23 protein-coding genes are annotated in these 26,008 nt (G+C 70.0%); 18 read left to right on the top strand and 5 right to left on the bottom strand.

The window, feature by feature from the left end; all coding sequences use genetic code 11:
• The first annotated feature begins 63 nt into the window (after positions 1–63).
• From RBR11_RS05700 to RBR11_RS05645, 12 genes are all read left to right on the top strand, one after another.
• On the top strand, positions 64–246 hold the full coding sequence (locus RBR11_RS05700) for a Flp family type IVb pilin (RefSeq protein ID WP_308488351.1): 183 nt from the start codon (positions 64–66) through the stop codon (positions 244–246).
• A gap of 105 nt (positions 247–351) precedes the next feature.
• Positions 352–756 carry a TadE family protein gene (locus tag RBR11_RS05695; protein WP_308488350.1) on the top strand — a complete coding sequence of 135 codons (405 nt, stop codon included), beginning with the start codon at positions 352–354 and terminating at the stop codon, positions 754–756.
• Positions 696–1,787, top strand: a complete 1,092-nt coding sequence (locus RBR11_RS05690; protein WP_308488730.1) for a pilus assembly protein TadG-related protein — start codon at positions 696–698, stop codon at positions 1,785–1,787. The genes RBR11_RS05695 and RBR11_RS05690 overlap by 61 nt, the downstream gene beginning before the upstream one ends.
• Positions 1,788–1,861: 74 nt before the next feature.
• Complete coding sequence (cpaB, locus tag RBR11_RS05685; RefSeq protein WP_308488349.1) at positions 1,862–2,635, top strand: Flp pilus assembly protein CpaB; 774 nt, start codon at positions 1,862–1,864, stop codon at positions 2,633–2,635.
• Positions 2,632–3,957, top strand: a complete 1,326-nt coding sequence (locus RBR11_RS05680; RefSeq protein WP_308488348.1) for a CpaE/TadZ family protein — start codon at positions 2,632–2,634, stop codon at positions 3,955–3,957. The genes cpaB and RBR11_RS05680 overlap by 4 nt, the downstream gene beginning before the upstream one ends.
• Entirely contained in the window at positions 3,954–5,540 is a 1,587-nt protein-coding gene (locus tag RBR11_RS05675) for a TadA family conjugal transfer-associated ATPase (RefSeq protein ID WP_308488347.1), read from the top strand. Before RBR11_RS05680 ends, RBR11_RS05675 begins: the two co-directional genes overlap by 4 nt.
• Positions 5,537–6,493, top strand: a complete 957-nt coding sequence (locus RBR11_RS05670) for a type II secretion system F family protein (protein WP_308488346.1) — start codon at positions 5,537–5,539, stop codon at positions 6,491–6,493. The genes RBR11_RS05675 and RBR11_RS05670 overlap by 4 nt, the downstream gene beginning before the upstream one ends.
• Positions 6,493–7,389 (top strand): type II secretion system F family protein, encoded by an 897-nt coding sequence (locus tag RBR11_RS05665; protein WP_308488345.1) that lies wholly within the window; start codon positions 6,493–6,495, stop codon positions 7,387–7,389. The genes RBR11_RS05670 and RBR11_RS05665 overlap by 1 nt, the downstream gene beginning before the upstream one ends.
• Positions 7,390–7,416: 27 nt before the next feature.
• Positions 7,417–8,064: a prepilin peptidase gene (locus RBR11_RS05660; protein ID WP_308488344.1), complete on the top strand. Its 648-nt coding sequence runs from the start codon at positions 7,417–7,419 to the stop codon at positions 8,062–8,064.
• Positions 8,065–8,118: 54 nt separating this feature from the next.
• Positions 8,119–8,547, top strand: a complete 429-nt coding sequence (locus RBR11_RS05655; protein ID WP_308488343.1) for an SRPBCC family protein — start codon at positions 8,119–8,121, stop codon at positions 8,545–8,547.
• A 58-nt stretch (positions 8,548–8,605) separates the two neighbouring features.
• Complete coding sequence (locus RBR11_RS05650; RefSeq protein WP_308488342.1) at positions 8,606–10,573, top strand: M13 family metallopeptidase; 1,968 nt, start codon at positions 8,606–8,608, stop codon at positions 10,571–10,573.
• Positions 10,574–10,879: 306 nt separating this feature from the next.
• Positions 10,880–11,272, top strand: a complete 393-nt coding sequence (locus tag RBR11_RS05645) for a hypothetical protein (RefSeq protein ID WP_308488341.1) — start codon at positions 10,880–10,882, stop codon at positions 11,270–11,272.
• Positions 11,273–11,275: 3 nt separating this feature from the next.
• Here the strand turns inward: RBR11_RS05645 and RBR11_RS05640 are convergent, their stop codons facing one another.
• A complete protein-coding gene (locus RBR11_RS05640) occupies positions 11,276–12,745 on the bottom strand; it encodes a peptide MFS transporter (RefSeq protein WP_308488340.1) in 1,470 nt (489 codons plus the stop codon).
• 149 nt (positions 12,746–12,894) lie between these two features.
• Here RBR11_RS05640 and RBR11_RS05635 point away from each other — a divergent pair, with 149 nt between their 5' ends.
• On the top strand, positions 12,895–14,280 hold the full coding sequence (locus RBR11_RS05635; protein WP_308488339.1) for a glycine--tRNA ligase: 1,386 nt from the start codon (positions 12,895–12,897) through the stop codon (positions 14,278–14,280).
• 253 nt (positions 14,281–14,533) lie between these two features.
• Here RBR11_RS05635 and RBR11_RS05630 read toward each other — a convergent pair whose 3' ends face one another.
• Positions 14,534–15,430: an RNA polymerase sigma-70 factor gene (locus tag RBR11_RS05630; RefSeq protein ID WP_308488338.1), complete on the bottom strand. Its 897-nt coding sequence runs from the start codon at positions 15,428–15,430 to the stop codon at positions 14,534–14,536.
• Positions 15,427–16,023: a carboxymuconolactone decarboxylase family protein gene (locus RBR11_RS05625; RefSeq protein WP_308488337.1), complete on the bottom strand. Its 597-nt coding sequence runs from the start codon at positions 16,021–16,023 to the stop codon at positions 15,427–15,429. Before RBR11_RS05625 ends, RBR11_RS05630 begins: the two co-directional genes overlap by 4 nt.
• A 112-nt stretch (positions 16,024–16,135) precedes the next feature.
• On the opposite strand from RBR11_RS05625, the gene RBR11_RS05620 reads away from it, so the two are divergent.
• A complete protein-coding gene (locus tag RBR11_RS05620) occupies positions 16,136–16,954 on the top strand; it encodes a serine hydrolase domain-containing protein (protein WP_308488336.1) in 819 nt (272 codons plus the stop codon).
• A 368-nt stretch (positions 16,955–17,322) separates the two neighbouring features.
• On the opposite strand, the gene RBR11_RS05615 is transcribed toward RBR11_RS05620, so the two are convergent.
• On the bottom strand, positions 17,323–18,279 hold the full coding sequence (locus RBR11_RS05615) for a helix-turn-helix transcriptional regulator (RefSeq protein ID WP_308488335.1): 957 nt from the start codon (positions 18,277–18,279) through the stop codon (positions 17,323–17,325).
• A gap of 66 nt (positions 18,280–18,345) precedes the next feature.
• Here RBR11_RS05615 and RBR11_RS05610 point away from each other — a divergent pair, with 66 nt between their 5' ends.
• On the top strand, positions 18,346–19,488 hold the full coding sequence (locus tag RBR11_RS05610) for an epoxide hydrolase family protein (RefSeq protein ID WP_308488334.1): 1,143 nt from the start codon (positions 18,346–18,348) through the stop codon (positions 19,486–19,488).
• A gap of 288 nt (positions 19,489–19,776) precedes the next feature.
• Positions 19,777–20,250, top strand: coding sequence for an S-ribosylhomocysteine lyase (locus RBR11_RS05605; RefSeq protein ID WP_308488333.1), 474 nt, complete (start codon positions 19,777–19,779; stop codon positions 20,248–20,250).
• A 460-nt stretch (positions 20,251–20,710) separates the two neighbouring features.
• On the opposite strand, the gene RBR11_RS05600 is transcribed toward RBR11_RS05605, so the two are convergent.
• A complete protein-coding gene (locus RBR11_RS05600; RefSeq protein ID WP_308488332.1) occupies positions 20,711–23,773 on the bottom strand; it encodes an alpha-mannosidase in 3,063 nt (1,020 codons plus the stop codon).
• A gap of 97 nt (positions 23,774–23,870) precedes the next feature.
• Here RBR11_RS05600 and RBR11_RS05595 point away from each other — a divergent pair, with 97 nt between their 5' ends.
• Both RBR11_RS05595 and RBR11_RS05590 read left to right on the top strand, forming a co-directional pair.
• Complete coding sequence (locus tag RBR11_RS05595; RefSeq protein ID WP_308488331.1) at positions 23,871–24,893, top strand: LacI family DNA-binding transcriptional regulator; 1,023 nt, start codon at positions 23,871–23,873, stop codon at positions 24,891–24,893.
• Positions 24,894–24,980: 87 nt separating this feature from the next.
• On the top strand, positions 24,981–25,454 hold the full coding sequence (locus RBR11_RS05590) for an adenylyltransferase/cytidyltransferase family protein (RefSeq protein ID WP_308488330.1): 474 nt from the start codon (positions 24,981–24,983) through the stop codon (positions 25,452–25,454).
• Positions 25,455–26,008: the final 554 nt, after the last annotated feature.

The raw sequence follows: 26,008 nt of genomic DNA, 5'->3' as shown, positions 1-26,008 counted from the left end.
CTCTCACTTGGGGGAGATCTGCACGATTCGGCCGTGTCATTTATTGACCCGAAAGGTGCAATCATGCTCAAGGCATTTGTCAAGGCGCAGGCGTTCCTGAACTCGCTCCAGGCGGAGGAGGAAGGCGCGACCGCCGTGGAATACGGCCTCATCGTCGCCCTCATCGCGGTGGTCATCATCGCGGGCGTCACGCTGCTGGGGAAGAACCTTCTGGCTCTCTTCAACAACATCGCCGGCGCGATCTAGTCGCGGGCTTCGCGATCCGAAGTGGCGGACCGCTCGCTCGGTCCGCCACCCGGTCGCCCGCTCCTGCGGAGCGGGCCACGAATGTCGTGTCGTCAGGGGGATGTCATGAAACGGATGCGTGAGGATCGCGGCGTTGCGGCGGTCGAATTCGCGATCCTGCTCCCGGTGCTCATCTTGTTGATGTTGGGCATCTTCGAGTTCGGACGGCTGTTCAACGAGCAGGTCACAGTGACCAATGCGGCCCGCGAGGCCGCTCGGGTGATGGCGATCGCGGACGATCCGTCCGCCGCCGCCGCGGCAGCCGTGCACGCCGCAGCGCCGAGTCTGAATCCCGGCCTGACGTCCGGTGAGGTGAGTCTGAATATCACCTCGTGCAAGAGCAATCCCGGAAAATCGGTGGTGGCGACCGTCACTTATCCGGCTCAACTGCTGTTTCCGGGATTCTGGAAATGGGCGACGGGAAGCACTCTGACGCTCACGGGATCGGGGCAGATGATATGCGGTGGCTGAGAGATCTTCTCCGGGAGCAGCAGGGGGCGACCGCGGTTTTCGTCGCGCTTCTGATGGTGCCGCTCCTCGGGATCGGCGCGATCGCCGTCGATGTCGGTGCGCTCTTCGCCGAGCGCGCACAGTTGCAGGACGGCGTCGATGCGGCCGCGTTCGCGGTGGCGTCGTCCTGCGCGAAGAACGTGGCGACCTGCGGGGTGAACGCGCAGGCGCTCGCGCAGCAGTACGTCACCGGGAACGCGTCGATCCCACGGGGTGCGACGGCGAACAACCCGGTCATCAACCTCAATGCGAACACCGTCACGGTCACGGCGCAGACGAATGTCAACCACATTCTCGCGGGCGCGATCGTCGGCGGCAGCAGCGAGAAGGTCACCGCGTCCGGATCGGCCCAATGGGGCACCCCGATCGCCGGGAAGACGCTGCCGCTGGCAATCGGTCTGTGCGAATTCGCCGTGCATCCGCCGACGGATCCGAGCAATCCGAACCCGATCAAGATCCTCGTGCAGTACAACACCCAGGCGCGCGCCGGATGTGATCCGACCTATGCTCCGGGCGGCTTCGGCTGGCTCAATGCGACGGCCTGCGTGGCGAACATCGACTTCACCGCCGGCTCGATCTGGGTGAAGGGCCAACGGGGCAACAGCATCGCGCAGAGCGGATGCACGGAGGCGGGCAACATCGCTCCCCTGCGCGGCACCACCGTGCTGATCCCGATCTACGACTCGTTCAAGCAGGTCAATCAGACCTGCACCGAAGCGAACGTCCAGAACGGCGGAACGATCTGCTTCCACCTCCTGGAGTTCGCGGCCTTCAAGCTCACCGGATTCAAGCTGTCGGGCAGCAGCGCCTACGTCGATCCGACGGCGCCGGCGTGCAACGGCAGCTGCCGAGGGCTCCAGGGCTACTTCCTGAAGTACGTCGCGGTCAGCGACGCCTTCACGCTCGGCAACGGGGGACCGGGCTCCGACGGGTTCCAGGTGGTCCAGATGATCATCACGCCCTCGGAGATGTCCAGTCTCACCGGCCACTGATCCGTCCCCGCAACCCTTAACCAGCCGGGCTCCGACTTCGTTTCCCGGCACCGATATATCGAAAGGACCGACCAATGAAGACCAGGATCATCGGTGCGATTCTCGCCCTCGTCCTCGCCGCTGTCGGCGCCTTCTTCCTGATCACGTACGTGCACGGCGCGGACGCCCGGGCACAGCTGGGTGCGCAGCTCACCGACGTGTACATCGTGAAGACGGAGGTCCCGCGCGGGACGCCGGGGGATCAGATCAAGGACTACGTCACTTCCGACAGCGTGCCGAAGCGCAACGTCGTGCCGGACGCGGTCACCGACCTGTCCAAGCTCAACGGACTTCTGGCGTCCGCCGACCTGCTGCCGGGCGATCAGCTGAGCTCCGCCCGGTTCGCGAGCTCGGAGAACCTCGCCGGCTCCGGAGACATCCCCGTACCCGCCGGCATGCAGCTGCTGTCCTTCTCGCTGCCGGCCGATCGCGTCGTCGGCGGACAGGTCAAGGCAGGCGATCACATCGGACTCATCTCCACGACGGACCCCGCGCAGAGCGGGGGCGTCCACGTGGGCTATCCCGATCCGATCGACCCCGTCACCCGGTTCACGTTCCACGGAGTGCTGGTCACTCGGGTTCAGGGCCTGGTGAAGACGTCGAAGGACGGCTCGAACGGCTCGACGGGAGACCAGCAGTCGAGCACCACGGTCATGCTGACGATCGCCCTGAGCGCGAACGACGCGGCACGCTGGGTCTGGTACACCGAGGGCGTTGCGGGCAACTACGCGCACATGTGGCTGACCCTGGAGAACGCCAAGACCAGCAACAGCGGTGCTGGCCCGATCACATCCGGGAACGCAGGATGAGTACGCCATTCCTGCTGGTCAGCAGGTCCGCCGAGTTCGAAGCGCGTCTGCGGGGTCTGCTCGGCGGCCGACTCCTCATCGTGCCCGGCGCGTTCCTGACGTTCGGTGCTCCGACCGTCGCCGAACAGATCGACGGCGAGCCGAAGATCGCGTTCATCGGACCCGTCGTGAACTACGAGGAGACGCTGTCGCTGGCCAACGAGTTCACCGCCCGGTTCCCGGACCTCGCCCTCGTCGTCGTGCGGGAGCAGCGGGGCGACCTCGAGGACTGGGTCGACGAGCTGCACCTGCAGGCGGTCGTCAGCCCGCTCGCCGACGACGATCAGCTCAAGGCGTCGATCGCCGAGGTGGTGCAGTGGATGCTCGCCGAGGGGAGGGCGACCGTCGGCGAGTTCCGCCCTCGGCCCGCCGCCGACGCGGACGACCTGTCGAGAGCGTTCGCCGAACTCATGGGCGACGTGGACCTCGAGGAGGTCGGCACCGCGATCGAACCGCCCGTCGAGGAGGAGCCCGCCGAGCCGGAGACCCCGCAATGGGAGTTCCCGCCGCTCGTGTCCGGCAAGCGCCCCGAGGCCTTCGCGGTCGTCGCTCCCAAGGGAGGGCAGGGCAAGACCACGATCTCGATCAACCTCGCCGCAGGACTGGCGAAACTCGCCCCGAACTCGGTCGTGCTGGTCGATGCCGACACCCAGTTCGGCGACATCTCCGCCGCCCTGGATCTGCGCCCCGAGGCCACCATCGTCGAGGCGACCTCGGACTCCGCGGCGGACGAGCTCATCCTCAAGACCATGCTCACCCACCACAGGGACAACTTCTTCGTGGTGGCCAGCGCGCCCTCGCCCGAGCTCGGTGACGAGATCCCGCCGCAGGCCCTCGCCCGCCTCATCCAGCAGCTGCGGGGCATCTTCCGCTACGTCGTGGTCGACACCACCCCGGGCCTGGGGGAGCAGACCCTCACGGTGATCGAACAGGTCACCGATGCGGTGTTCGTGGCGAACTTCGGCGTCCCGTCGCTGCGCGCACTGCGCACCGAACTCGAGATGCTGCGCACGCTCGACCTGCTGCCGGCCAACCGGCGCATCGTCGTCAACCAGAGCGAGAAGAACGTCGGCATCACCGTGAAGGACGCCGAGCAGATCATCGGCGCCCCGGTCGACGTCGAGGTGCCGCGATCGAGCGCCGTCGTGCTGGCCAGCAACCGGGGCGTGCCGCTCATCGACGACGATCCCAGGGATCCTGCCGCCCGTGCGCTCTCCATCCTGGTCGCCCGCGTCGGCCACGACCCGAATTCCCGCTCACTCAGGAGGCAACGCAGATCATGACTCTCTATGACCGCCTCAACGCCCGGCGCGCCGCCGAGGCGAACGGCGCCCTGCCGGTGATCCCTCGGCCCGCACCCGTCGAACCGGCTCCGCTGGTCGAACAGGCGCCGCCGACCGCGCCGGAGCCCGCCCTCATCACCGCCGATCCGCCGACCGCCGGTCACGACATCGGGTCCGACGTCGTGACCGACGAGGCCCCGCCCGCCGGGGCCGCCGAGGCCACCGCTTCGGCAGCCGCGAGTCCGTCGGCGGACGCATCGGCTCCGGCCCGCGAGCACGTCGTGGACGCGCTCGCCGGGGTGAAGGAGAAGGCCGCGCAGGAGCTGTTCGGCCGCATCGGCACCCGGCTCAACGACTCCTCCCTCACCGAGGAGCAGCTGCACGACCTCGCCCGCAAGGAACTGGCCGAGATCGTCGCGGCCGAACAGCTTGCGCTCACGGTCTCCGAGCGCAACAGGCTGATCGACGACATCGGCGCCGACGTGCTCGGCTACGGTCCGCTCGAGCCGCTGCTCGAGGACGACAACGTCACCGAGATCATGGTGAACCGCTTCGACCAGATCTACGTCGAAGTGCGCGGCCGGATCCTGCCCGTCGCCGCGCGGTTCACCGGTGAGCCGCAGCTGCGTCGCGTGATCGAGCGGATCGTCGCCCGGGTCGGGCGCCGCATCGATGAGGCCTCGCCGATGGTCGACGCGCGGCTCGAGGACGGATCGCGCGTCAACGCGGTGATCCCTCCGCTCTCCGTGGACGGCTCGTCGCTCACGATCCGGAAGTTCGCCGCGACGCCGTACACCATCAACGAGCTCATCGGGTTCGGTTCGGTCAGCAACGAGGTCGCGGCCGTGCTCGATGCGGCCGTCAAGGCGAAGCTGAACGTGATCGTGTCGGGCGGAACCGGCACGGGCAAGACGACGCTGCTCAACGTGCTCTCCGGGTTCATCCCGGGCGATGAGCGCATCGTCACGATCGAGGACGCCGTCGAACTGCAGCTGCAGCAGGACCACGTGGTGCGGCTCGAATCCCGCCCGCCCAACATCGAGGGTCGTGGCGAGGTCACGATCCGCGATCTCGTCCGCAATTCGCTGCGTATGCGCCCCGACCGCATCGTCGTCGGCGAGGTGCGCGGCGCCGAGTCGCTGGACATGCTGCAGGCGATGAACACCGGCCACGAGGGATCGATCTCGACGATCCACGCGAACTCGCCGCGCGACGCCGTCAGCCGCCTGGAGACGCTCGTCCTGATGGCCGGCATGGACCTGCCGCTGCGCGCGATCCGCGAGCAGATCTCCTCGGCCGTCGACGTGATCGTGCAGATCCAGCGGCACAAGGACGGCGGGCGCAGGATCACCCACGTCACCGAGGTGCACGGCATGGAGGGGGAGATCATCACCCTGCAGGACGCCTTCGCGTTCGACTATTCGGCCGGCTTCGATCCCGAGGGTCGACTGCTCGGGCGACTCAAGCCGACCGGCGTGCGTCCACGATTCGCGGAACGGATCGCGGACGCGGGGATCCGCCTGCCGATGTCGTTGTTCCAGGAGGACGTGTTCGACGCCCCGCACCCGGGTGGTGCCCGATGAGCGCCACGCTGCTGTACTCGGGACTGGCCGCCGGCGGGCTCGCTCTGTTCGCGGTCGTGCTCCTGGTGATCGCGCCGCCGGCTCCGCGGATCGCCCGGGCACGGCGTCTCGCTCCCGGCGTGGAGCACGTCACCGCGCTCTCCCGGCTCACCACCCGCACCACCGAGGCGCTCGACGCCGCCGGTGTGAAGCGCCGACGCAGGTTCTTCAGCGAGGACGAGCTGGAGCTCGCCGGGATCGCCACCGAGCCTTCCGGCGTCGTGATCCTGGTTGCGGCCGGTTCCGGTCTGCTCGCCGTGCTCGGTGCGCTGCTCGGTCTCTCCAGCGGTCTGTCGCTCCTGCTCGCAGTGATCTTCGCCGTGCTCGGCCCGTTGCTCGCGAAGCTCATCATCCGCGCGCGCACGTCCGCCCGCCGGGCGAAGTTCGCCGAGCAGATCGACGACCTCGTGCAGATGATCGCGGGGGCCCTGCGCGCCGGTCACGGGCTCAACCGTGCGATCGCCGCGGTCGCCACGGAGGCGGATGCCCCCGTGTCGCATGAGCTGGCCCGCATCGTCAACGAGACCCGTCTCGGCCGTCCGCTCGCCGACGCGCTGCACGCGGTCGCCGAGCGGATGAAGAGCCCCGACTTCGAATGGGTGTCGCAGGCCATCGCGATCAGTCAGGAGACGGGCGGCAACCTCGCGGAGGTGCTCGACCAGGTCGGCGCGACCATCCGCGAGCGGGGTCAGATCCGCCGGCACGTGAAGGCGCTCTCGGCGGAAGGGCGGCTCTCGGCGATCATCCTCGTGCTGCTCCCGATCGGCGTCTTCGTGCTCGTCACGCTGGTGAATCCGGGCTACATCTCGTTCTTCTTCACGTCCCTGATCGGCGTGATCGCGCTGATCGTCGGGCTGATATTGGTGATCCTCGGCACCATCTGGGTGTCGTATTCGGTGAAGGTGACATTCTGATGCCCATCCTCGTGCTTCTCATCGTCATCGCCACGGCTCTCCTGTTCGGAGTGTTCGTCTTCCTGCTGTTCCCGTCCGGCAGACGCCGGGGATCCCACGCCGTGTCGCCGGGGGGTGACGCGGCCGCGGTCGTCGTGGCGCCCGACGTCGGGCCCGTGCAGCAGGCCTCGATCGGGGCGCGTCTGGTCGCGGCGGCTCCCCACGGGTACATCGGCTGGCTCGAGAAGCAGACCATCTTCGCCGGTCGGCCGGGCGGATGGACGCCGAACGCAATGGCCGTCTGGAAGATCCTGCTCCCGCTGATCGCCCTCGTGCTGGGTCTGCTCCTGATCGGGCAGATGGGTCCGACGCCGTTCATGCTCTTCCTCGTGTTCTTCGCCGTCGTGCTCGCCTTCTTCCTCCCGGATGTGCTGATCAACTCACGGGCGCATGAGCGTCAGCAGGCGATCCGGCTCGCGCTGCCCGACATGCTCGATCAGATGACCATCGCCGTGGAAGCGGGTCTCGGCTTCGATGCCGCCCTCGTCAAGTCCGCACGCGGCAGCAAGGGGCCGCTCGCGGACGAGCTCGTGCGCGTCCAGCAGGACATGGCCATCGGGCGGACCCGCCGCGACGCCTTCCACGACCTGGAGCGTCGGACGAACATCGAGGAGCTGCGCCGGTTCGTGCGCGCCGTCGTGCAGGCCGACGCCTACGGCATCGCCCTGGGCGATGTGCTGCGCGTGCAGGCGGGCGAGATGCGGCTCAAGCGGCGCCAGCGGGCCGAGGAGCAGGCGCAGAAGGTGACGGTGAAGATCCTGCTCCCGCTGATCTTCTGCCTGCTGCCGGCGCTGTTCGTCATCGTGATCACCCCCGCCGTGGTCGGCATCGTCAAGGCGTTCACGGGAATGGGCTGAGCCGGCGCGACCGGTACCATGCCGATCATGCCGCTGCCCCTGCTCGCGCTCGCCGGCGCCGTGGTCGGCGCCGCTCTCGGATGGTGGCCGCTGCACGTCTGGGCCGCCCGTTCGGTGAAGACATCGACCGTCGGCCGGGCCGCCCGCATCGCGTCCGCCGCGGCGACGGCGGCGTCGTTCGCCCTGCTCGTATGGCGTCTGGCCGACGGATCCGACGCGCCGGCCCTGCCCGCCGCCCTCGCCTTCGCCGCCGTGGCCGTGGTGCTCGGGGTGGTCGACGTGCTCGAGAAGCGCCTGCCCAACACCACGATCGCGACGATGCTCGGCGCCCTGGCCGTCGCGCTCGTGCTCGCCGCCGCCCTCACCGGCGAGTGGTCGCGCCTGCTCGGCGCGCTGGTCGGTGCCGCCGTGATGTTCGCGCTGTATCTGATCCTCGCGCTCATCTCACCGCGGTCGATGGGGATGGGCGACGTCAAGCTCGCGGCACCGCTCGGGCTCCTCCTCGGGTGGTTCGGTCTCGAGCCCTGGCTGTTCGGACTGCTCTCGGCGTTCGTCTGCGGCGGCGTCGTCGCGGTCGTCATGATCGCGGCGCGCAGGACCACGCTGCGCGGATCCCTCCCGTTCGGTCCGTCGATGCTCGTCGGGGCCCTGATCGGGGTGCTGATCGCCGGCTGAGGTTCGCGTGCCGCGGGTCTTCTCCCGGCCCCGTCCACGCGGGATAATCGGTTCATGCCCATCGCATCCCGGACGATCGAGATCGCCGCCCCCGTGGAAACCGTCTTCGCGTTCTTCACCGACCCCGCCAACGACAGGAAATGGCGCGGCGGCGTCAAGGAGATCCAGGCGCAGGGCGCACCCGGGGTGGGTGCAACCGTGCATCAGGTGATCGCGGGGCCGGGTGGCCGGTCGATCGACGCCGACATCCGGATCACCGAGTACACCGCGCCGACCCGCTACGCGTTCGCCGCCATCGCCGGCCCCGTGCGCCCGGTCGGCAGCTACACGTTCGAGGAGACGCCGGGGGGCACGCAGGTCACGTTCGACCTCTCCGCCGAGGTGACCGGCCTGAAGAAGCTGTTCATGGGCGGGCCCGTGCAGAAGAACATGGACGGCGAGATGGCCGCGCTCGACAAGGCGAAGGCGCTCCTGGAGGCCTGACCCGCCGGGGCCGCGATCGGGCCCTCGGAATGTCGTCCCGGCCGCATAGGCTGATCGCATGACCGACGTTCTCCCCTCCGGCCTCGCCATCGGCGAGTTCGACTCCGCGATCCGGCCGCAGGACGACCTGTACCGGCATGTCAACCACACGTTCCTCACGACCACCGAGATCCCCGCCGACAAGGCGCGCTGGGGGTCCTTCCACCTTCTCGCCGACCAGGCCGAGAAGGACGTCCGCGCCATCATCGAAGAGGCGCAGACGGCCGAGCCCGGCACCGAGGCCCGCAAGATCGGCGACCTGTTCGCGAGCTTCATGGACACCGAGCGCATCGCCGCGCTGGGCACCGCGCCGCTCGCCGGGCCGCTCGCCGCGGTCGACGCGATCGGATCCATAGCCGAGTTCGTGGCGACGATCGGCTCCTTCGACCGGCAGGGGATCGCGGCGCTGATCGGCGTGTTCGTGGAGCCGGATCCGGGCGACCCCGAGCGGTACGTCCCGTTCGTCGTGCAGGCGGGACTCTCCCTGCCGGACGAGAGCTACTACCGCCTGGAGAACTTCGAGGGCACGCGCGCGGCGTACCGCGCTCACCTGGAGCGGATCCTCACGCTGGCCGGAGTGGCCGACGCCGCAGACCAGGCCGACCGCGCGTTCGCGCTCGAGCACGATATCGCCGGCCACCACTGGGACAACGTGGCCAGCCGCGACGCCGTCAAGACGTACAACCTGAAGACCTGGGACGAGTTCCAGACGCTCGTCGGCGTCGACCTCGCGCCGTGGCGCGACGCCGTGGCCGGTCCGGCCGGCGCCGCGGCTTTCGCGGAGGCCGTCGTGTACCAGCCGAGCTTCTTCGAGGGGCTCGGATCCCTGCTCGTCGCCGACCGCCTGGACGACTGGAAGGCGTGGCTGCGCGCGAAGGTCGTGCACGGTCTCGCCGCGTACCTCACCGACGACATCGTGCAGGAGAACTTCTCGTTCTACGGCACCGAGCTCACCGGCGTCCCCACGATCCGGGAGCGCTGGAAGCGCGGCGTCTCGCTCGTCGAGGGATCCCTCGGCGACGCGGTCGGCAAGGTCTACGTCGAACGGCACTACCCGCCGGCCGCGAAGGCCGCGATGGACGCGCTCATCGCCAACCTGCTCGAGGCGTACCGGCAGTCGATCGGCACTCTCGAGTGGATGAGCCCGGAGACCCGCGAGCGCGCACTGGCCAAGCTCGCCACCTTCACGCCGAAGATCGGCCACCCGAAGACCTGGCGCGACTACTCGACCGTGGCGATCGAGGAGGACGACCTCGTCGGCAACGCCGGCCGCGCCGCGCTCTTCGAGCACGACCGCCAGCTCGGCAAGGTCGGCAAGCCGATCGACCGCGACGAGTGGTTCATGTCGCCGCAGACGGTCAACGCGTACTACAACCCGCTCATGAACGAGATCGTGTTCCCCGCGGCGATCCTGCAGTACCCCTTCTTCGACGCCGACCGCGACGCGGCGGCCAACTACGGCGGGATCGGATCCGTCATCGGTCACGAGATCGGGCACGGCTTCGACGATCAGGGCAGCCGCTACGACGGCGACGGCAAGCTGCAGGACTGGTGGACCGACGAGGACCGCGCGGCGTTCGAGGAGCGCACCGGATCCCTCATCGCGCAGTACGACGCGCTCGTGCCGGAGGGGCTGGACGGCGAGCACCACGTCAACGGCGCCCTCACGATCGGCGAGAACATCGGCGACCTCGGCGGACTCGGCATCGCGCTGAAGGCGTACGAGATCGCGCTGGCGGGTGACGCGGCACCCGAGATCGACGAGCTCACCGGCGTGCAGCGCCTGCTGCTGTCCTGGGGCCAGGTGTGGCAGCAGAAGAGCCGTGAGGCCGAGACGATCCGCCTGCTCACGATCGACCCGCACTCCCCGAACGAGTTCCGCTGCAACCAGATCCTGCGCAACATCGGCGCGTTCTACGACGCGTTCGGCGTGACGGAGACGGACAAGTTGTGGCTGGCCCCGGAGGAGCGCGTCACGATCTGGTGAGTCGCGACCGGCGGACGCCTCGTCGGCCGTTCGCCCGGAGATGGATTTCGCCGCTTGCAGGCCTCTGCGGGCGGCGTTTTCCATCTCCGTGACGTGGCCGGCCCGGGACAGAGATGGGTTTCGCCGCTCCGGGGGACGGCGCGGCAGCGCTTTCCATCTCCGGCGGTCGGGCGGCGGGCGGCGGGCCGGGCGGCCGGGCCGGGTCCGGGCTGGGTCCGAGCCGCGGGCCGGGGGCGGGCCGGCGGGTCCGGGCCGGGTCCGGGCCGCGGGCGGGCCGGCGGGCCTCCGCCCGGCTAGGCTCGGCGCATGATCCCCGCAGACTGGACGCCGCACCGCCGGGACGACGGCGAGCTGCTCGGCTGGATCCGGCCCGAGGGCGACGACTGGCTCGCCGTCGACGTGCTGGGCCGCGAGGTCACCGGCGGGATCGACTGGCTCGATGCGGAGGCGGTGCTCGAGGAGTACGGGATCCGCTGGCTGGCCGACCCGTGGATCCTCGAGGGCGAGTCCGACGGGCTGCTCCGCGTCCAGATCGTCGAGGTCGTCCCCGAGGGCGACGGCCGCATCGTGGTCAAGGTCGACGACTTCGGCGACATGCAGCGCCCGCCGACCCGGCGGTACCGGCTGGACTGGCCGATCCCGCCGCGGCTGCGCCCGGCCGGCCCCGGTGACCCGGACGGCCGCACCTTCACCCGCTGATCGTCAGCGCACGCCCTTCATGAGGGCCATCACCGGCCGCACCGACAGCAGCAGCCCGATCCCGACGAGGATCGCGATCCCCCCGAGGATCGAGAAGTACGGCACCTCGTTCTTCGGGTTGTAGAACTGCACGAGCCAGCCCGAGATCGCCGTGCCGAGCGAGATCGACAGGAAGAACAGCGCCACCATCTGCGTGTGGAACGCGGTCGGGGCGAGCTTCGTCGCCGCCGACAGCCCGATCGGCGACAGCAGCAGCTCCGCGACCGTGAAGACGAGCAGGATCCCGACGATGGCGAGCAGCGGCGTCGAGTTCGCGGCCCCGCCTGCGAACGGCAGGAACAGCAGGAATGCGACGCCCATGATGATCGCGCCGAACGCGAACTTCACCGGCGTGGACGGCTGGCGGTCTCCGAGCTTCGTCCAGATCGCGGCGAACACGCCCGACAGCACGATGATGAACACGGGGTTGATCGACTGCACCCACGAGACCGGCATCTCCCAGCCGAACAGGTTCCGGTCCAGGCGCGTGTCGGAGTAGACGGTGAGGACCGTGAACTGCTGCTGGTACAGCGACCAGAACGCGACGCTCGTGATGAACAGCGGCAGGAAGCCCCACACCCGGGAGCGCTCGGTCGCAGTGATCCTGCGGCTGGAGAGGATCACCGCGAAGTAGGCGATCGTCGCGACCAGCGCCGCGAGGATCACGATGGTGGACAGGTTGTCGGCGCGGATCACGCCGGCCAGCACGAGGACCACGATGACCAGGATCGCGGCGCCCGCGACGATCCCGACGAGCGGGTAGCGGCCGCGCGGCAGCGGGTTCACGATGCGGTGCGACTCGGCGGGCAGCGCGCGGCGCCCGAACGAGTACTGCAGCAGGCCCGCCGCCATGCCGATCGCGGCCAGGCCGAACCCGAAGTGGAAGCCGATGCTGCTCTGCAGCAGCCCCGTCAGGATCGGGCCGAAGAAGGCGCCGAGGTTGATGCCGAGGTAGAACAGCGAGAAGCCGCCGTCGCGCCGCGGATCGTCGGCGGAGTAGAGCGTGCCGACGACCGAGGTCGCGTTCGCCTTCAGCCCGCCGGATCCGATCGCGATGAGCACGAGGCCCACGCCGACCCCGGCGATGCCGGGCAGCAGCGCGAGGGAGATGTGTCCCGCCATGATGACGATCGCACTGAAGAACAGCACCCGCTCGGATCCGAGCATCCGGTCGGCGATCCAGGCGCCGAGGATCGTGGACAGGTACACGGATCCGCCGTACGCGCCGACGATCCCGCCGGCGACCGCCTTGGGCAGGCCGAGACCGCCCTCCGTCGCCGAGTAGTACAGGTAGATGAGCAGGATGCCCTGCATGCCGTAGAAGCTGAAACGCTCCCACATCTCGACGCCGAACACGTGCGCGAGCGCCCAGGGTTGCCCGAAGAAGCGCGTGTCGTGATCGCCGGTGTGCTCGGCCTGCTGTGTGGTGCTCATGCTTCGACCGTACGCCCGTGCCGGGTCGCGCACGGACGGGCGGCCCCGGCAGGGGAGCCCCGATCCACGGGCCCGGAGCCGCGCCGATAGGATTGGACCGCGCTCTTTCCGCGCATTCTCCCCGCATCATCGCGACCATTGGAGCCACCGTGGCCGAACAGTCCCGCCTCGACAAGGTCATCGCCCTCGCCCGCCACCGCGGGTTCGTCTTCCAAGCGGGTGAGATCTACGGCGGTTCCCGCTCGGCCTGGGACTACGGCCCCCTCGGCACCGAGCTCAAGGAGAACATCCGCCGGCAGTGGTGGCAGACCTTCGTGCGCGGCCGCGGCGACATGGTCGGACTCGACTCGTCGATCATCCTGCCCAAGCGCGTGTGGGAGGCGTCCGGCCACGTCGCGACCTTCACGGATCCGCTCGTCGAGTGCCTGCAGTGCCACAAGCGGTTCCGCGCCGACAACCTGCTCGAGGACTTCGAGGCGCGCAAGGGCCGCAAGGCCGAGAACGGCCTCGCCGACGTGCCCTGCCCGAACTGCGGCACCAAGGGCGAGTACACCGAGCCGAAGGCGTTCTCCGGCCTCGTGAAGACCTACCTCGGCGTCGTCGACGACGAGTCCGGCCTGCACTACCTGCGCCCCGAGACCGCGCAGGGCATCTTCGTGAACTTCTCGAACGTGCTCACCGCGAGCCGCAAGAAGCCGCCGTTCGGCATCGGCCAGGTCGGCAAGGCGTTCCGCAACGAGATCACCCCCGGCAACTTCATCTTCCGCACCCGCGAGTTCGAGCAGATGGAGATCGAGTACTTCGTGCCGCCGGCCGACGCACAGGAGTGGTTCGAGCACTGGGTCGAGGAGTGCTGGGACTGGTTCGTCGACCTCGGGATCGACCCCGCCAACATGAAGCGCTTCGACGTCCCCGAGGACGAGCGCGCGCACTACTCCGCCGGCACGATCGACGTGGAGTACCGCTTCGGCTTCCCGGGCAAGGAGTGGGGCGAGCTCATGGGCGTCGCCAACCGCACCGACTACGACCTGCACAGCCACAGCGAGGCGTCCGGCTCGTCGCTGAACTTCTTCGACCAGGCGTCCGGCGAGAAGTACATCCCGTACGTGATCGAGCCGTCGTTCGGCCTGACCCGCTCGATGATGGCATTCCTCGTGGACGCCTACGTCGAGGAGGAGGTGCCCAACGCCAAGGGCGGATCCGACGTGCGCACCGTCCTGAAGCTCGACCCGCGCCTCGCCCCGGTCAAGGTCGCCGTGCTGCCGCTCTCGCGCAACGAGCGGCTCTCCCCGCTCGCGCGCTCGGTCGCGGACACCCTCCGCGGGCACTGGGCGATCGACTTCGACGACGCCGGCGCGATCGGCCGCCGCTACCGCCGGCAGGACGAGATCGGCACCCCGTTCTGCGTCACGGTCGACTTCGACTCGCTCGAGGACGACGCCGTGACCGTGCGCGACCGCGACACCATGGCGCAGGAGCGCGTGCCCCTCGCCGAGCTCGACGCCTACCTGTCGGAGCGCCTCCGCGGAGCCTGATCCGACGATCCGCCTCGGCCCCTCTGGGGCTGACGATCCGCCTCGGCCCGTCTGGGGCTGACGACAGAGATGGAAAACGCTGCTCCGGCGATGCCGCGAGCGGCGTTTTCCCTCTCTGCGGCCGTCGATCTCGCCGTCGAAGATGACTTTCGCTCCTGCGCGCGGGCGCACAGACGCACTTTCCATCTTCGAGCGGCGGGATCCTTCGAGCGGCAGCATCCTTCGAGCGGCGGGATCCGGCATCCGTCGGAGTTCAGCGGGCGAGCGGAGCCTCGGATCCGATGCCGGAGAGCTTGTGCGGGTTCGCGACCGAGAAGACGCGCGAGATGCGACCGCCCTCGACCGTGAAGCTCACCGCGGCGAGCAGCTCGCCGCCGATCACGATGCGCGCGCCGAGCAGGCCGTTGACCCGGATCGGCGCGATCTCGAACGTCGTGTCGAGCTTCGCGAGGCTGCCGCGCAGGAACGCCACGACCTTCTCCGCGCCGAACAGCGGACGCCGGGCGGCGCCGGAGACGAGGCCGCCGCTGTCGGTGACCGACACCACGTCGGGCGCGAGTACGTCCATGAGCGCCTGCACGTCGCCCGACTCGAGGGCGGCGATGAAGCGGCGCACGACGCGGTCGTGCTCGGAGGAGTCCACCGCGACGCGGGGACGCCGCGCGGCGACGTGGTCGCGGGCGCGATGCGCGATCTGCCGCACCGTCGCCGGCGCCTTCCCGACCGCGTCGGCGATCTCGTCGAAGGGCACATCGAACACCTCGCGCAGCACGAACACCGCGCGCTCGGTCGGGCCGAGCGTCTCGAGCACGGTCAGCATCGCGACGGACACGCTCTCGGCCAGCACCACGTCGTCGGCGACGTCCGGGGTGGTCAGCAGCGGCTCGGGCAGCCACGGCCCGACGTACTCCTCGCGCCGTCGGGACGAGGCCCGGAGCAGGTTGAGCGCCTGTCGCGTGACGATCCGGACCAGATAGGCGCGCGGGTCGTGTACGTCGCCGCGGTCCGCCGAAGCCCAGCGCAGCCAGGACTCCTGCAGGACGTCCTCGGCGTCGGCGGCGGAGCCGAGGATCTCGTACGCCACCGTGAACAGCAGCCCGCGGTGGGTCGTGAACGGGTCCTCGGACACCGCACCCATCGCCTCGCTCATGCCTGCGACGCTACGCCGGCCGGGGCCGCGGTGGCCAGCGGGGCCAGTCCGCACGCGTCGGCGAACCCGTCGGAGTGGATGCCGAGCGCGATGTTCATCCGGGCGGTCGCGTTGAGGAAGCCGACCTTCGCCGCCAGCTCCAGCAGCGCCGGGGCGCCGATCGCGGCGAGCAGTTCGTCGGACAGCTCGTCGGTGACGGCCGGCGGGGTCTGGCTCATGGCCTCGGCGTACTCCATCACTCGGCGCTCCAACGGCGTGAACCTCGTCGACTCGCGCCAGATCGGCACCTCGCGGGCCTTGTCCTCGTCGAGCCCGTGGTCGCGGGCCAGGAAGTAGTGCAGGTCAAGGCAGAAGCTGCAGCCGACCGTCGCGGCGGACGCCATCGCGGCGAGTGTCGAGAGGCCCTGATCGAGCTCGTGCCACTTCTCGGCCTTGCGGCCGAATCCCATCATGTCGGTGAACACCGGGCGGTGGTGCCACAGCACCCCGATCGACTCGGGCACCCGGCCGAACATCTTCTTCGTCGCGAACTTCACGATCCCGCCGTACAGTCCGGTCACCGCGGTCGCGGGGACCCTGGTCTGGTTCGTCATGATCTCTCCTCCGTCGGCGCGGTTCTCGCGCCCTCGACATGAAGACACCGCCGGGGCCGGAAGTGTGACACCCGGGCCGGATGCGGTGCCTCGCGCGTGGGACGATGACTCGGTGGACACGACGACCTTCACCGCGACCGACGGCTTCCCGCACCCGGCCCTGGTGGGAGTGACCGGCCCCGACGGGACACGGGCGGTGCAGGGGGATCCGCAGGCCGTGCTTCCACTCGCGTCCGTGACGAAGCCGCTCACCGCCTGGGGCGTGCTCGTCGCGGTGGACCGGGGGCTGGTGGATCTGGACGAGCCGGCGGGCCCCGCGGGTGCGACCGTGCTCGACCTGCTCGACCACACCAGCGGGCTGCCGATGGAGGGGTCCGAGCCGCAGAGGGCGCCGGGGGAGCGGCGGATCTACTCGAACGCCGGGTTCGACGCGCTGGCCGCGCATGTCGCCGACGCCGTCGGCATGGACTTCGCCGACTGGATGCTGCGCGAGGTCACCCTGCCGCTCGGCATGGAGCGGACCGACGTCACGGGCCGGCCGTCGGCGGGGGCGAGCGCCTCGATCGAGGATCTGCTCCTCTTCGGCCGCGAGGTGCTGCGCCCGACCCTGATCCCCGTGGCGCTGCGCGACCGCGCGCTCACCGTGTCCCACCCCGGGCTGCGCGGCCTCGTGCCCGGCTACGGCTCGTACGCCGACAATCAGTGGGGCCTGGGGTTCGAGCTCAAGGGTGTGAAGTCGCCGCACTGGCTGAGCGACGCCTTCCCGCCCGAGACGGCGGGCCAGTTCGGCGCGCTGGGCAGCTTCCTGTTCATCGACCGCTCGCGCGACCTCGCGGCGGCCTTCCTCTCCGGCGTCCCGTTCGGCGAGGAGCACAAGCGGATCTGGCCCCCGCTGACCGACGAGATCGTCGCGCGGTACGGGCGGAGCTGATCCGACGCGGCCGGGACCTGGGCCTGCGGCCGGATCCTTCGCCCGCTGGCCGGATCCTTCGCCGCTGGCAGGATCCTTCGCCCGCCGGCCGGATCCTTCGCCCCCTTCGGTCGGAGATGGATTCCGCTGCTCCCGCCGGTCGCGCGGCAGCGATTTCCATCTCTGAGCCCAGGGCTCTCTTGGGCGGAGATGGAAAACGCTGCGCCGCGACAGGTCGGAGCAGCGAATTCCATCTCCCGCGCGCGGCCCGCCGGCCCGGAGCCCCGCCAGCCCGGAGTCCCGCCGCCCCGCCGGCCCGGAGCCCCCCCGGCCCGGAGCCCCGGAGCCCCGCCGATCCGTCGACTCGCGGCGCGGAGACGCGACGCGGCTCAGGATCCGGCGACCGCGCGGGCGTACCTCTCGGAGAGCAGCCGGAGCCGGGGGATCAGCTCGGGCGGGGACTCGACCGTGAAGTCCATCATCAGCATGCCGATGTAGGCGGCCACGGTGTCGAGGCTGTCGGCGCCGGTCACGAGCACGCTGTGCTCGGCGTCGATCGGCTCGACGACACCCACGGTCGGGTTGATCCGGTCCAGCACGGCCTGGGCCGGCGCGTCGATCCGCAGCCGGGCGTGCACGGCCCAGCCGCTCGCCGCGATCGTGCGCATCGCGAACGCCGTGTAGTCGCCGCCGGGCAAGGGCTGCGGATCGAACCGGCGGCGGGTCGGCATGCGCAGCGACATCCAGTCCACCCGGTAGGTGCCCCACTCCCCGTCGACGGGATCCCGCGCGACGAGGTGCCAGCGCCGCTGCCAGCTGAGCAGGCGGTACGGCTCGACGAGCACGGGACCGTCCTGGTAGTCGAAGCGCAGCCACTCCGCATCGCGGATCGCGGCGGCTACGGCGGCCAGCACCGCCGGATCCACCTCGGGGTCCGGGGCGTCGGTGCCGATGTTCTCCTCGCCCCGGTCGATCGTCGAGCCGAGCGCGTCGACGAGCGGGCGCAGATGCGACGGCAGCACCTGCTCGATCTTCGCGAGGGCACGCGACCCGGACTCCTCGATCCCGGTCACCCCGGCGGCCATCTGCAGGCCGACCGTCACCGCGACCGCCTCCTCGTCGTCGAGCAGCAGCGGCGGCAGCTGGCCGCCGGATCCGAGCCGGTATCCGCCGACGGATCCGCGCACGGCGTCCACCGGGTAGCCCAGATCGCGGAGCCGCTCGATGTCGGCGCGCACGGTCCGCGGGCTCACCTCGAGCCGGGCGGCGAGTTCGGCGCCGGTGCGACCGGAGCCCGTCTGCAGGAGGGAGAGCAGGGTGAGCAGGCGGGCGGAGGGACTGGCCATCGGATCCTCGAAGAAGTTCACTCATTAGGAACGAATCCAGCCTAATGGCCTCCTACCGTGGAACACATGAACACCACCGCAGCACTCGCCACACGCCCGTTCACCGTCTCGGTCAGCGACGCCGAGCTCGCCGACCTGCAGGACCGCCTCGCCCGCACCCGCCTGCCGCAGCCGGCGCCGGCCGACGACTGGACCACAGGCACCCCGAACGACTACCTGCGCGAGGCGATCGAGGCCTGGCGCGCGTTCGACTGGCGCGCGGCCGAGGACCGGATCAACGCGTACCCGCACTTCGTCGCCGAGATCGACGGGCAGGACATCCACTTCATCCACGTCCGCTCCCGCCACGAGGGCGCGACGCCGCTGCTGCTCGCACACACCTACCCCGGATCCTCGGTCGACTACCTCGACGTCATCGACCGCCTCGTCGACCCGGTCGCGCACGGCGGTCGCGCCGAGGACGCCTTCGACGTCGTCATCCCCGACGCCCCCGGCTACGGCTTCTCCCAGCCGGTGACCGAGGCGGGGTGGACCATGCCCCGCGTCGCCCGGGCCTACGACCGGCTCATGCGCGGCCTCGGCTACGGCTCCTACGGCGTGCACGGCTCCGACAACGGCGCGATGGTCGCCCGCGAGCTCGGCCTGCTGAACCCGGAGGGCTTCCTCGGCCTGCACGTGCTGCAGCTGTTCTCGTTCCCCTCGGGCGACCCGAGCGAGTTCGAGCGCCTCGAGCCGGCCGACTACGCCGGACTCGAGCACATGCAGTGGTTCCAGTCGGTCGGCGGCTACAACACGATGAACGCCTCACGCCCGCAGACCGTGGCGGTCGGCCTCAGCGACTCCCCGATCGGACTGCTCGCCTACAGCGAGCTGTTCAACAGCTTCGGCAACGGCACCTCGCTCGTGCCGCTCGAGAAGATCCTGCTCGAGGTCAGCGTGAACTGGTTCGCGAACGCCGCCGCCGGCATGAGCCGCAGCTACTTCGAGAACGCGCAGGCCCCGGCGGAGCCGCGGGTCAATCACGCGCCCACCGGCGTCTCCGTCTTCAAGGACGACTTCCAGACGATCCGCGTCTTCGCCGAGCGCGACAACGACGACATCGTGCACTGGAGCCGCTTCGACGAGGGCGGTCACTTCGCCGCCCTCGAGCGACCCGATGTGCTCGCCGGCGACATCCGCGCCTTCTTCGCCGGGCTCCGCGAGGGCTGAGCCCCGACGGGGCCGGGGAGGCGATCCGGCAGAGATGGATTCCGCTCCCTCCAGCGCAGCGGGGCCGGCGAAATCCATCTCCGGGCGTCGCCGCCGTGGCACCGGAGATGGATTCCACTGCTCAGAGGCCGTGGCCGGCGGCGAAATCCATCTCTGCCGCGCGAGTGGATCCGGATCCGTCATCGTGTTGCGTCGGGAGGCCCACCGCCGGGGGAGCGCCGAGTAGCCTCGGATCCGGGCCGGATCCTGGCCCGGCATCCCCGCAACGCCACCCGAAGGAGATCCGTCATGGCCGAGGTCGAGAGCTTCACCCTGGATCACACCGCCGTGAAGGCGCCCTATGTGCGCCTGATCGGCGTCGAGAAGGGCCCGCGCGGCGACGAGATCTCGAACTTCGACGTGCGCCTCGTGCAGCCGAACGAGGGCGAGATCCCCACCGCCGGCCTGCACACGATCGAGCACCTGCTCGCGTCGCTGCTGCGCGACCGCGTCGACGGCGTCATCGACATCTCGCCGTTCGGCTGCCGCACCGGCTTCCACCTCATCATGTGGGGCCGCCCCGAGGTGTCCGTGCTCGTCGACGCGATCACCGACAGCCTGCGCTTCATCGCCGAGAAGGCCGAGTGGAGCGATGTGCCCGGCGTCTCCGCCGTGGAGTGCGGCAACTACCGCGACCACAGCCTGCACAGCGCCCGGGAGTGGGCGGCGCTGATCGTCGAACGCGGCATCAGCCGCGACGCGTTCACGCGCATCCTGGCCTGAGTTTCGCCTTCCGCCACGCGGATCCCCTCCTCCACCTCTGCTCGCTGGTCGCGACACGCCCTCATTTGCGGGGTTTGGCGACGATTCGCGACCAGTGAGCGGGGGTGGGTGACTCCGCTGAGCGCCCGCACCCCTAATGCCGACCCCCCTTAACGCCGCGCCCCTCCTGATCGACGTGGATCAGGAGGGGCGCGGATGCCGTATGGGGGTCTCGCTCAGAAGTCCTCGCCCTCGGCCTGCGAGGGGTGCTTGTCGAACCAGTACGGGCGGCCGAAGTGAAGAGTGGCGTCGCTGTCGAAGAGATCGGTCGTGTCGTTGCGGTCCATGAGGAGCTTCCTGATGCGTGGGCGGGGGGCTTGCTTCCCAGTCTCAGGCACGACCCGCTGCTCTTTCGGGGATCCGTGGGTGAAAGAAGAAGGATTCCTTCGCTTTCCGAAAGAGCCGAGTGATCCCTCGGAGATCAGGCCCGGACGATCCGCAGCGTCCGCACCTCGAAGGGACGCAGCGAGAGCGCGCCGCCGGTGCGCGGATCCGCCAGCTCGTCCTCGATGAGCGAGACCTCGCGGATCCCGGCGTGCGCGAACCCGACCGACAGGGTGCCGGTCGCGCGGCGGCCGAGCGCCTCGTACACGCGCACGATCACGTCGCCCGAGCGGTCGTCGGCGAGCTTGACCGCCGAGATCACGATGCCGTCGCCGCCGATCGCGACGAGCGGCTCGACGCCGTGGTCGCCGCGGACGACGGTCGCCGGCGCGTTCAGCTTCTGGCCCTCGGCGGTTGCGATCGCCGCATCGGCGCCGACCACGAGGCCGACCGTGATCTCGTGCACGCCGTGGTCGGTGTCCGGATCCGGGAACCGCGGGGCGCGCAGCAGTGACAACCGGACGGTCGTCGTGGCCTCGTCGCCCGAGGACTCGCGGCCGGTGTCGTAGCCGTAGACCGAGTCGTTCACGAGCGCGACGCCGAAGCCGTCGTCCTCCGCCGCCAGCACGAACCGGTGCATCGAGGTCTCGAACTTCGCCGCTTCCCAGCTCGTGTTCACGTGGGTCACCCGGCGCTGGAAGCCGAACTGCGTCTCCGCCACCGTCTCCCGGGCGAACACGTCGAGCGGGAACGCGAGCTTGAGCAGCTTCTCGGCCTCGTTCCAGTCGATCCGGTTGCGCAGCAGAAGGGTGCGGGATCCGGGCTCGAGCGTGATCGTCTGCCGCAGCTGCGACTGGGAGAACGAGCGCTCCACGACGACCTCGGCGCGACCGTCGACGAGCGACGCGGCGATCGAGGAGACGTCGACGAGGTCGTCCACCCGGTTGCGGTAGTACCCGTCGATGTCCCACGCGTCCCACATGTTCGGGAAGTCCTGGTGCAGCTGGAACAGGTTCGCCGGTTTCCCCGCCGGGATCGCCTCGCGGCCGGTGGCGAGGTCGACCGCCGAGACGATGAGACCGTCGGCGGAGACGAGGATCGTGACGAGGTCGTTCGTGAGGCGGAAGCCGCCGTCCTCGTCCGTCAGGGTGACGCGCGTTTCGTCTCGGTCGGCTGCGCCGTCCTCGCTCGACGACCCCGCGGCGGCTGCGCCGTCCTCGCTCGACGACCCCGCGGCGGCGGCGCCGAGCGCGCCCGCACCCCCGACCGGGGTGTGCACCGGACGGAAGACGATGTCGCGATCCCCGGATCCGGCCAGCGCGGCACGGGCGACCGACGCGATCGCGGAGGCGGCCTCGACGACCTGGGACAGCACGGCCACGGCTTCGCGGTGCACCCAGGCGATCGACGTTCCGGGAAGGATGTCGTGGAACTCGTGCAGCAGCACCTGCTGCCACAGCGCGTCCAGCTCGTCGTGCGGGTAGGCCGCGCCGAGGCGCACGGCCGCTGTCGACGCCCACAGCTCGGCCTCGATGAGCGCCTGCTCGGCGCGGCGGTGCGTGGCCTTCGTGGCGTGCTGGCTGGTGAGCGTGCCGCGGTGCAGCTCGAGGTAGAGCTCGCCGACCCAGACGGCCGGATCCGGCAGCTCGGCCTTCGCGGCGTCGAAGAACTCGTCGGGGTGGATCCACTCGACCTGTGCGGATCCCTCCAGCGACGCGAGCCGCGAGGCCTTGCCCGTCATCTCGCGGGTCGTGCCGCCGCCGCCGTCGCCCCAGCCGACCGGCGCGATCGACATCGTCGCCCGGCGGTTCTCCTTGAACTGCCGCGACGCCTTGGCGACCTCCATCCCGCTCAGCTGCGAGTTGTAGGTGTCCATCGGCGGGAAGTGCGTGAAGATCCGGGATCCGTCGATGCCCTCCCAGTCGAACGTGTGGTGCGGGAAGACGTTGCGCTGGTTCCAGGAGATCTTCTGCGTGAAGAACCACTCGAAGCCGGCCCGGCGCATGAGCTGCGGCAGGGCGGGGGAGTAGCCGAAGCTGTCCGGCAGCCAGACGCCCTTCGAGCGGATCCCGAACTCCTGCTCGAAGAAGCGCTGCCCGTACGAGAACTGCCGCACGAGCGACTCGCCCGTCGGCATGACCGTGTCGGACTCGACCCACATGCCGCCGAGCGGAAGGAACCGGCCCGCGGCGACCGCGGCATTGATTCGGGTGTAGACCTCGGGGCGGTGCTCCTTCATCCACGCGTACTGCTGCGCGCTGGACATGCCGTAGCGGAACTGCGGCTGCTCCTCGAGCAGGGTGGTCATCGACGAGGTGGTGCGGGCGACCTTGCGGATCGTCTCGCGCACGGGCCACAGCCAGGCGGAGTCGATGTGCGCGTGGCCGACCGCGGCGATGCGGTGGGCGCTCGCGTCGGCCGGCGCGGCGAGCACGTCGGCGAGCCGGGCGCGGGCATCGCCGGCGGTGGCGACGATGCGCTGCAGGTCGAGCACGTCGAGGGCGTCGTCCAGCGCCTGCAGGATCCGCATGCGCCGCGGGCCGGTCTCCGGCAGCTCGGCCTGCAGCTCGAGGAGCACCTCGAGGTCGAGCGACAGTTCGAACACCTCGGGCTCGAAGACGGCCAGGTCCATGTGCCGCACCCGGTACAGCGGCTCGGGGGAGGAGGTGAGGATGTCGCCCTCCTGCGTCGGCAGGAAGGGGTGGTAGTCGAGCAGGACCGGGTTGGACGCGCCCTCGAGATAGAGCTCGACGTCCTCCTCGCCCTCGGCGCGCTCGGTCACCGGCAGCCACTGGTTGCGCGGGTTGAGGCTCTTCACCGGCGTCCCGTCGGGGCGGTACGCCAGGGCCTCGCACTGGAAGCCGGTCATGTTGACGTCGAAACCGAGGTCGATCAGGGCCTCGACGCGGCGGCCGGCCCATTCCGCGGGCACGGTGCCGCGGATCCGGAACCAGGTCGTGCCCCACGCCGGTCCCCACTGCTCGCCGGCGTGGAACGGCGCGTACTCGAGGGCGAGGCCCTCGGCGGCCGGGATCGGCTCGCCGGGCAGCGCGTGGACGGCGATGGAGAGCGGGATCCGCGCGGAATGGATCGCGGGGCGCACGCGCTCGGTGAGCACGCGCTTCACCCGGCCGACGGTGAGTGAGGTCTCTTCGTGCACGGGCGCTCCTTCGCGATGCCAGGATAAGGGGAGCCCGCAGGGATGACACGGGCAGAGATTACTAAAACGATCTAGTACGAGATAGTACGGTGAGTCTATGTCACAGGCGAAGCGCACCACCATCGCCGATATCGCGCGCCTCGCCGGCGTCTCGCCCGGCGCGGTCTCGTTCGCCCTGAACGGGCGGCCCGGCGTCAGCGAGCAGACCCGGCAGCGGATCCTCGACATCGCCGAGGCACACCAGTGGCAACCCAGCTCGGCGGCCCGGGCGCTGGTCGGATCCCGCGCCGGCGTGGTCGGCTTCGCGGTCAACCGCCCCGCCCGCACCCTCGGCACCGAGGCGTTCTTCACCGATCTCATCGCGGGCGTGCAGTCCGCCCTCGCCCAGCACGGCATCGCACTGCAGCTCGTGGTGGTCTCCTCGATCGAGGAGGAGATGGCGACCTACCGGCGCTGGCGCAGCGCGAACCAGGTCGACGGCGTGATCGTGATCGACCCGCGCGACGACGATCCCCGCCTCGCCCTGCTGCCCGCGCTCCCGCTGCCGGCCGTCGTGATCGGCAGCGGCGACTCGGCCGGCGATCCGCCCGCGATCTGGCTCGACGACGAGGCCGCCGCGCACGCCCTGTTCGACTACCTCGCCGCGCTCGGCCACCGCGAGATCGCCTACGTCTCCGGGCCCGCCGAGTTCCAGCACACCCGGATCCGCGCCGAGGTGCTCGCCGCGCTCTCCCGCCGCGACGTGGCGGGCGAGACCCTCGTCACCGACTTCTCGCCGGCCGCGGCCACCGCCGCCACTCGCACGCTGCTGAGCCGCACCGACCGTCCGAGTGCGATCGTCTACGACAACGACGTGATGGCGATCGCGGGGCTCCGCGTCGCGCAGGAGATGGGTGTCGCCGTGCCGGCGGCGCTGTCGATCGCCTCGTTCGACGATTCGGTCGTGACGGGGCTCGTGCACCCCTCGATCACCTGCCTCACCCGTGACACCTTCGCCCTCGGCGAGCAGGCCGCGGCGTTCCTGCTGGAGCGGATCGACGCCGCCGAGCCGCTGCCCGCCCGGCGCGGCACGACGCCCGCGCTCACGATCCGGGAGAGCACCGCCGCGCCGCAGCGCTGAACGGGGCGGTCCTCCCGCGCTCCGCGGTCACTCAGGCTCGCCGAGGCTGATCCGATAGAGTGCAAGCGCCGACGAGAGGGGGCGCCGATGGATGGCGTGAAGAAGCACCAGGACTACAACCCGGGGCCTCGTGTCGGGATCACGTTCTCGACCTTCGACCTGCTGCACGCGGGGCACATCATGATGCTCGCCGAGGCCAAGCGCCAGTGCGACTACCTGATCTGCGGCCTGCAGATGGACCCGACTCTGGACCGGCCCGAGAAGAACGCTCCCACGCAGACCGTGGTCGAGCGCTACATCCAGCTGCGTGGCTGCCAGTACGTCGACGAGATCGTGCCGTACTCGACCGAGCAGGACCTCGAGGACATCCTGCGCTCGTTCAAGCTCGACGTCCGCATCGTGGGCGACGAGTACGAGGACCGCGACTTCACCGGCCGCGCGTACTGCGAGGAGGCCGGGATCGAGCTGTACTTCAACACCCGGGATCACCGCTTCTCCAGCTCCGGTCTGCGCAAGATCGTCGCCGCCAAGGAGGCGGAGCGGATCAACGGCCAGAGCTGACGCTCGCCCCGCGGATCCGATCCGCCTCGCACCGCGGATCCCGATCGCGCTCGCGTCGCGGATCCCGATCTGCTCGCGCCGCGGATCCCCGATCCGCTCACGTCGCGGATCCCGATCCCTCGCCCCTCAGAGATGGCTTTCGTCGCTGCAGTCCGATTCGGAGCAACGAAACCCATCTCCGACGCGACGGGCGTTCACGTCGGAGATGGAAAACGCCGCCGCTGGCACGTCCGCAGCAGCGCTTTCCATCTCTGACGCTCGCGCCGCGGGTCCGCTCGCGTCGCGGATCCCGATCCGCTTGCGCCTCAAAGATGGCTTTCGGCGCTCCGGCGTGCCTGGGAGCGACGAAATCCATCTCCGGCGCGACGGTCGTTCACACCGGGGATGGAAAACGCCGCCGCCGGTACGTCGGCAGCAGCGCTTTCCATCTCTGATGACCGGCCGCGCCCTCTCGCGCGTGACCGGCCGCGCCCTCTCGCGTCGCGGATCCCGATTCGCTCATGCCTCAGAGATGGGTTTCGCCGCTCCGGCGCGCCTGGGAGCGACGAAATCCA

It is taken from the genome of Microbacterium capsulatum (assembly GCF_030865425.1).
In the GTDB taxonomy this organism is placed as follows: domain Bacteria; phylum Actinomycetota; class Actinomycetes; order Actinomycetales; family Microbacteriaceae; genus Microbacterium; species Microbacterium capsulatum.
This window is presented reverse-complemented; position numbering and strand designations above follow the sequence as displayed.

Bases quoted from the DNA above. Each gene is read 5' to 3' on its own strand.
- RBR11_RS05700 (WP_308488351.1), top strand. From the start codon at position 64: ATGCTCAAGGCATTTGTCAAGGCGCAGGCGTTCCTGAACTCGCTCCAG.
- RBR11_RS05695 (WP_308488350.1), top strand. From the start codon at position 352: ATGAAACGGATGCGTGAGGATCGCGGCGTTGCGGCGGTCGAATTCGCG.
- RBR11_RS05690 (WP_308488730.1), top strand. From the start codon at position 696: ATGGGCGACGGGAAGCACTCTGACGCTCACGGGATCGGGGCAGATGAT.
- cpaB (WP_308488349.1), top strand. From the start codon at position 1,862: ATGAAGACCAGGATCATCGGTGCGATTCTCGCCCTCGTCCTCGCCGCT.
- RBR11_RS05680 (WP_308488348.1), top strand. From the start codon at position 2,632: ATGAGTACGCCATTCCTGCTGGTCAGCAGGTCCGCCGAGTTCGAAGCG.
- RBR11_RS05675 (WP_308488347.1), top strand. From the start codon at position 3,954: ATGACTCTCTATGACCGCCTCAACGCCCGGCGCGCCGCCGAGGCGAAC.
- RBR11_RS05670 (WP_308488346.1), top strand. From the start codon at position 5,537: ATGAGCGCCACGCTGCTGTACTCGGGACTGGCCGCCGGCGGGCTCGCT.
- RBR11_RS05665 (WP_308488345.1), top strand. From the start codon at position 6,493: ATGCCCATCCTCGTGCTTCTCATCGTCATCGCCACGGCTCTCCTGTTC.
- RBR11_RS05660 (WP_308488344.1), top strand. From the start codon at position 7,417: ATGCCGCTGCCCCTGCTCGCGCTCGCCGGCGCCGTGGTCGGCGCCGCT.
- RBR11_RS05655 (WP_308488343.1), top strand. From the start codon at position 8,119: ATGCCCATCGCATCCCGGACGATCGAGATCGCCGCCCCCGTGGAAACC.
- RBR11_RS05650 (WP_308488342.1), top strand. From the start codon at position 8,606: ATGACCGACGTTCTCCCCTCCGGCCTCGCCATCGGCGAGTTCGACTCC.
- RBR11_RS05645 (WP_308488341.1), top strand. From the start codon at position 10,880: ATGATCCCCGCAGACTGGACGCCGCACCGCCGGGACGACGGCGAGCTG.
- RBR11_RS05640 (WP_308488340.1), bottom strand. From the start codon at position 12,745: ATGAGCACCACACAGCAGGCCGAGCACACCGGCGATCACGACACGCGC.
- RBR11_RS05630 (WP_308488338.1), bottom strand. From the start codon at position 15,430: ATGAGCGAGGCGATGGGTGCGGTGTCCGAGGACCCGTTCACGACCCAC.
- RBR11_RS05625 (WP_308488337.1), bottom strand. From the start codon at position 16,023: ATGACGAACCAGACCAGGGTCCCCGCGACCGCGGTGACCGGACTGTAC.
- RBR11_RS05615 (WP_308488335.1), bottom strand. From the start codon at position 18,279: ATGGCCAGTCCCTCCGCCCGCCTGCTCACCCTGCTCTCCCTCCTGCAG.
- RBR11_RS05610 (WP_308488334.1), top strand. From the start codon at position 18,346: ATGAACACCACCGCAGCACTCGCCACACGCCCGTTCACCGTCTCGGTC.
- RBR11_RS05605 (WP_308488333.1), top strand. From the start codon at position 19,777: ATGGCCGAGGTCGAGAGCTTCACCCTGGATCACACCGCCGTGAAGGCG.
- RBR11_RS05595 (WP_308488331.1), top strand. From the start codon at position 23,871: ATGTCACAGGCGAAGCGCACCACCATCGCCGATATCGCGCGCCTCGCC.
- RBR11_RS05590 (WP_308488330.1), top strand. From the start codon at position 24,981: ATGGATGGCGTGAAGAAGCACCAGGACTACAACCCGGGGCCTCGTGTC.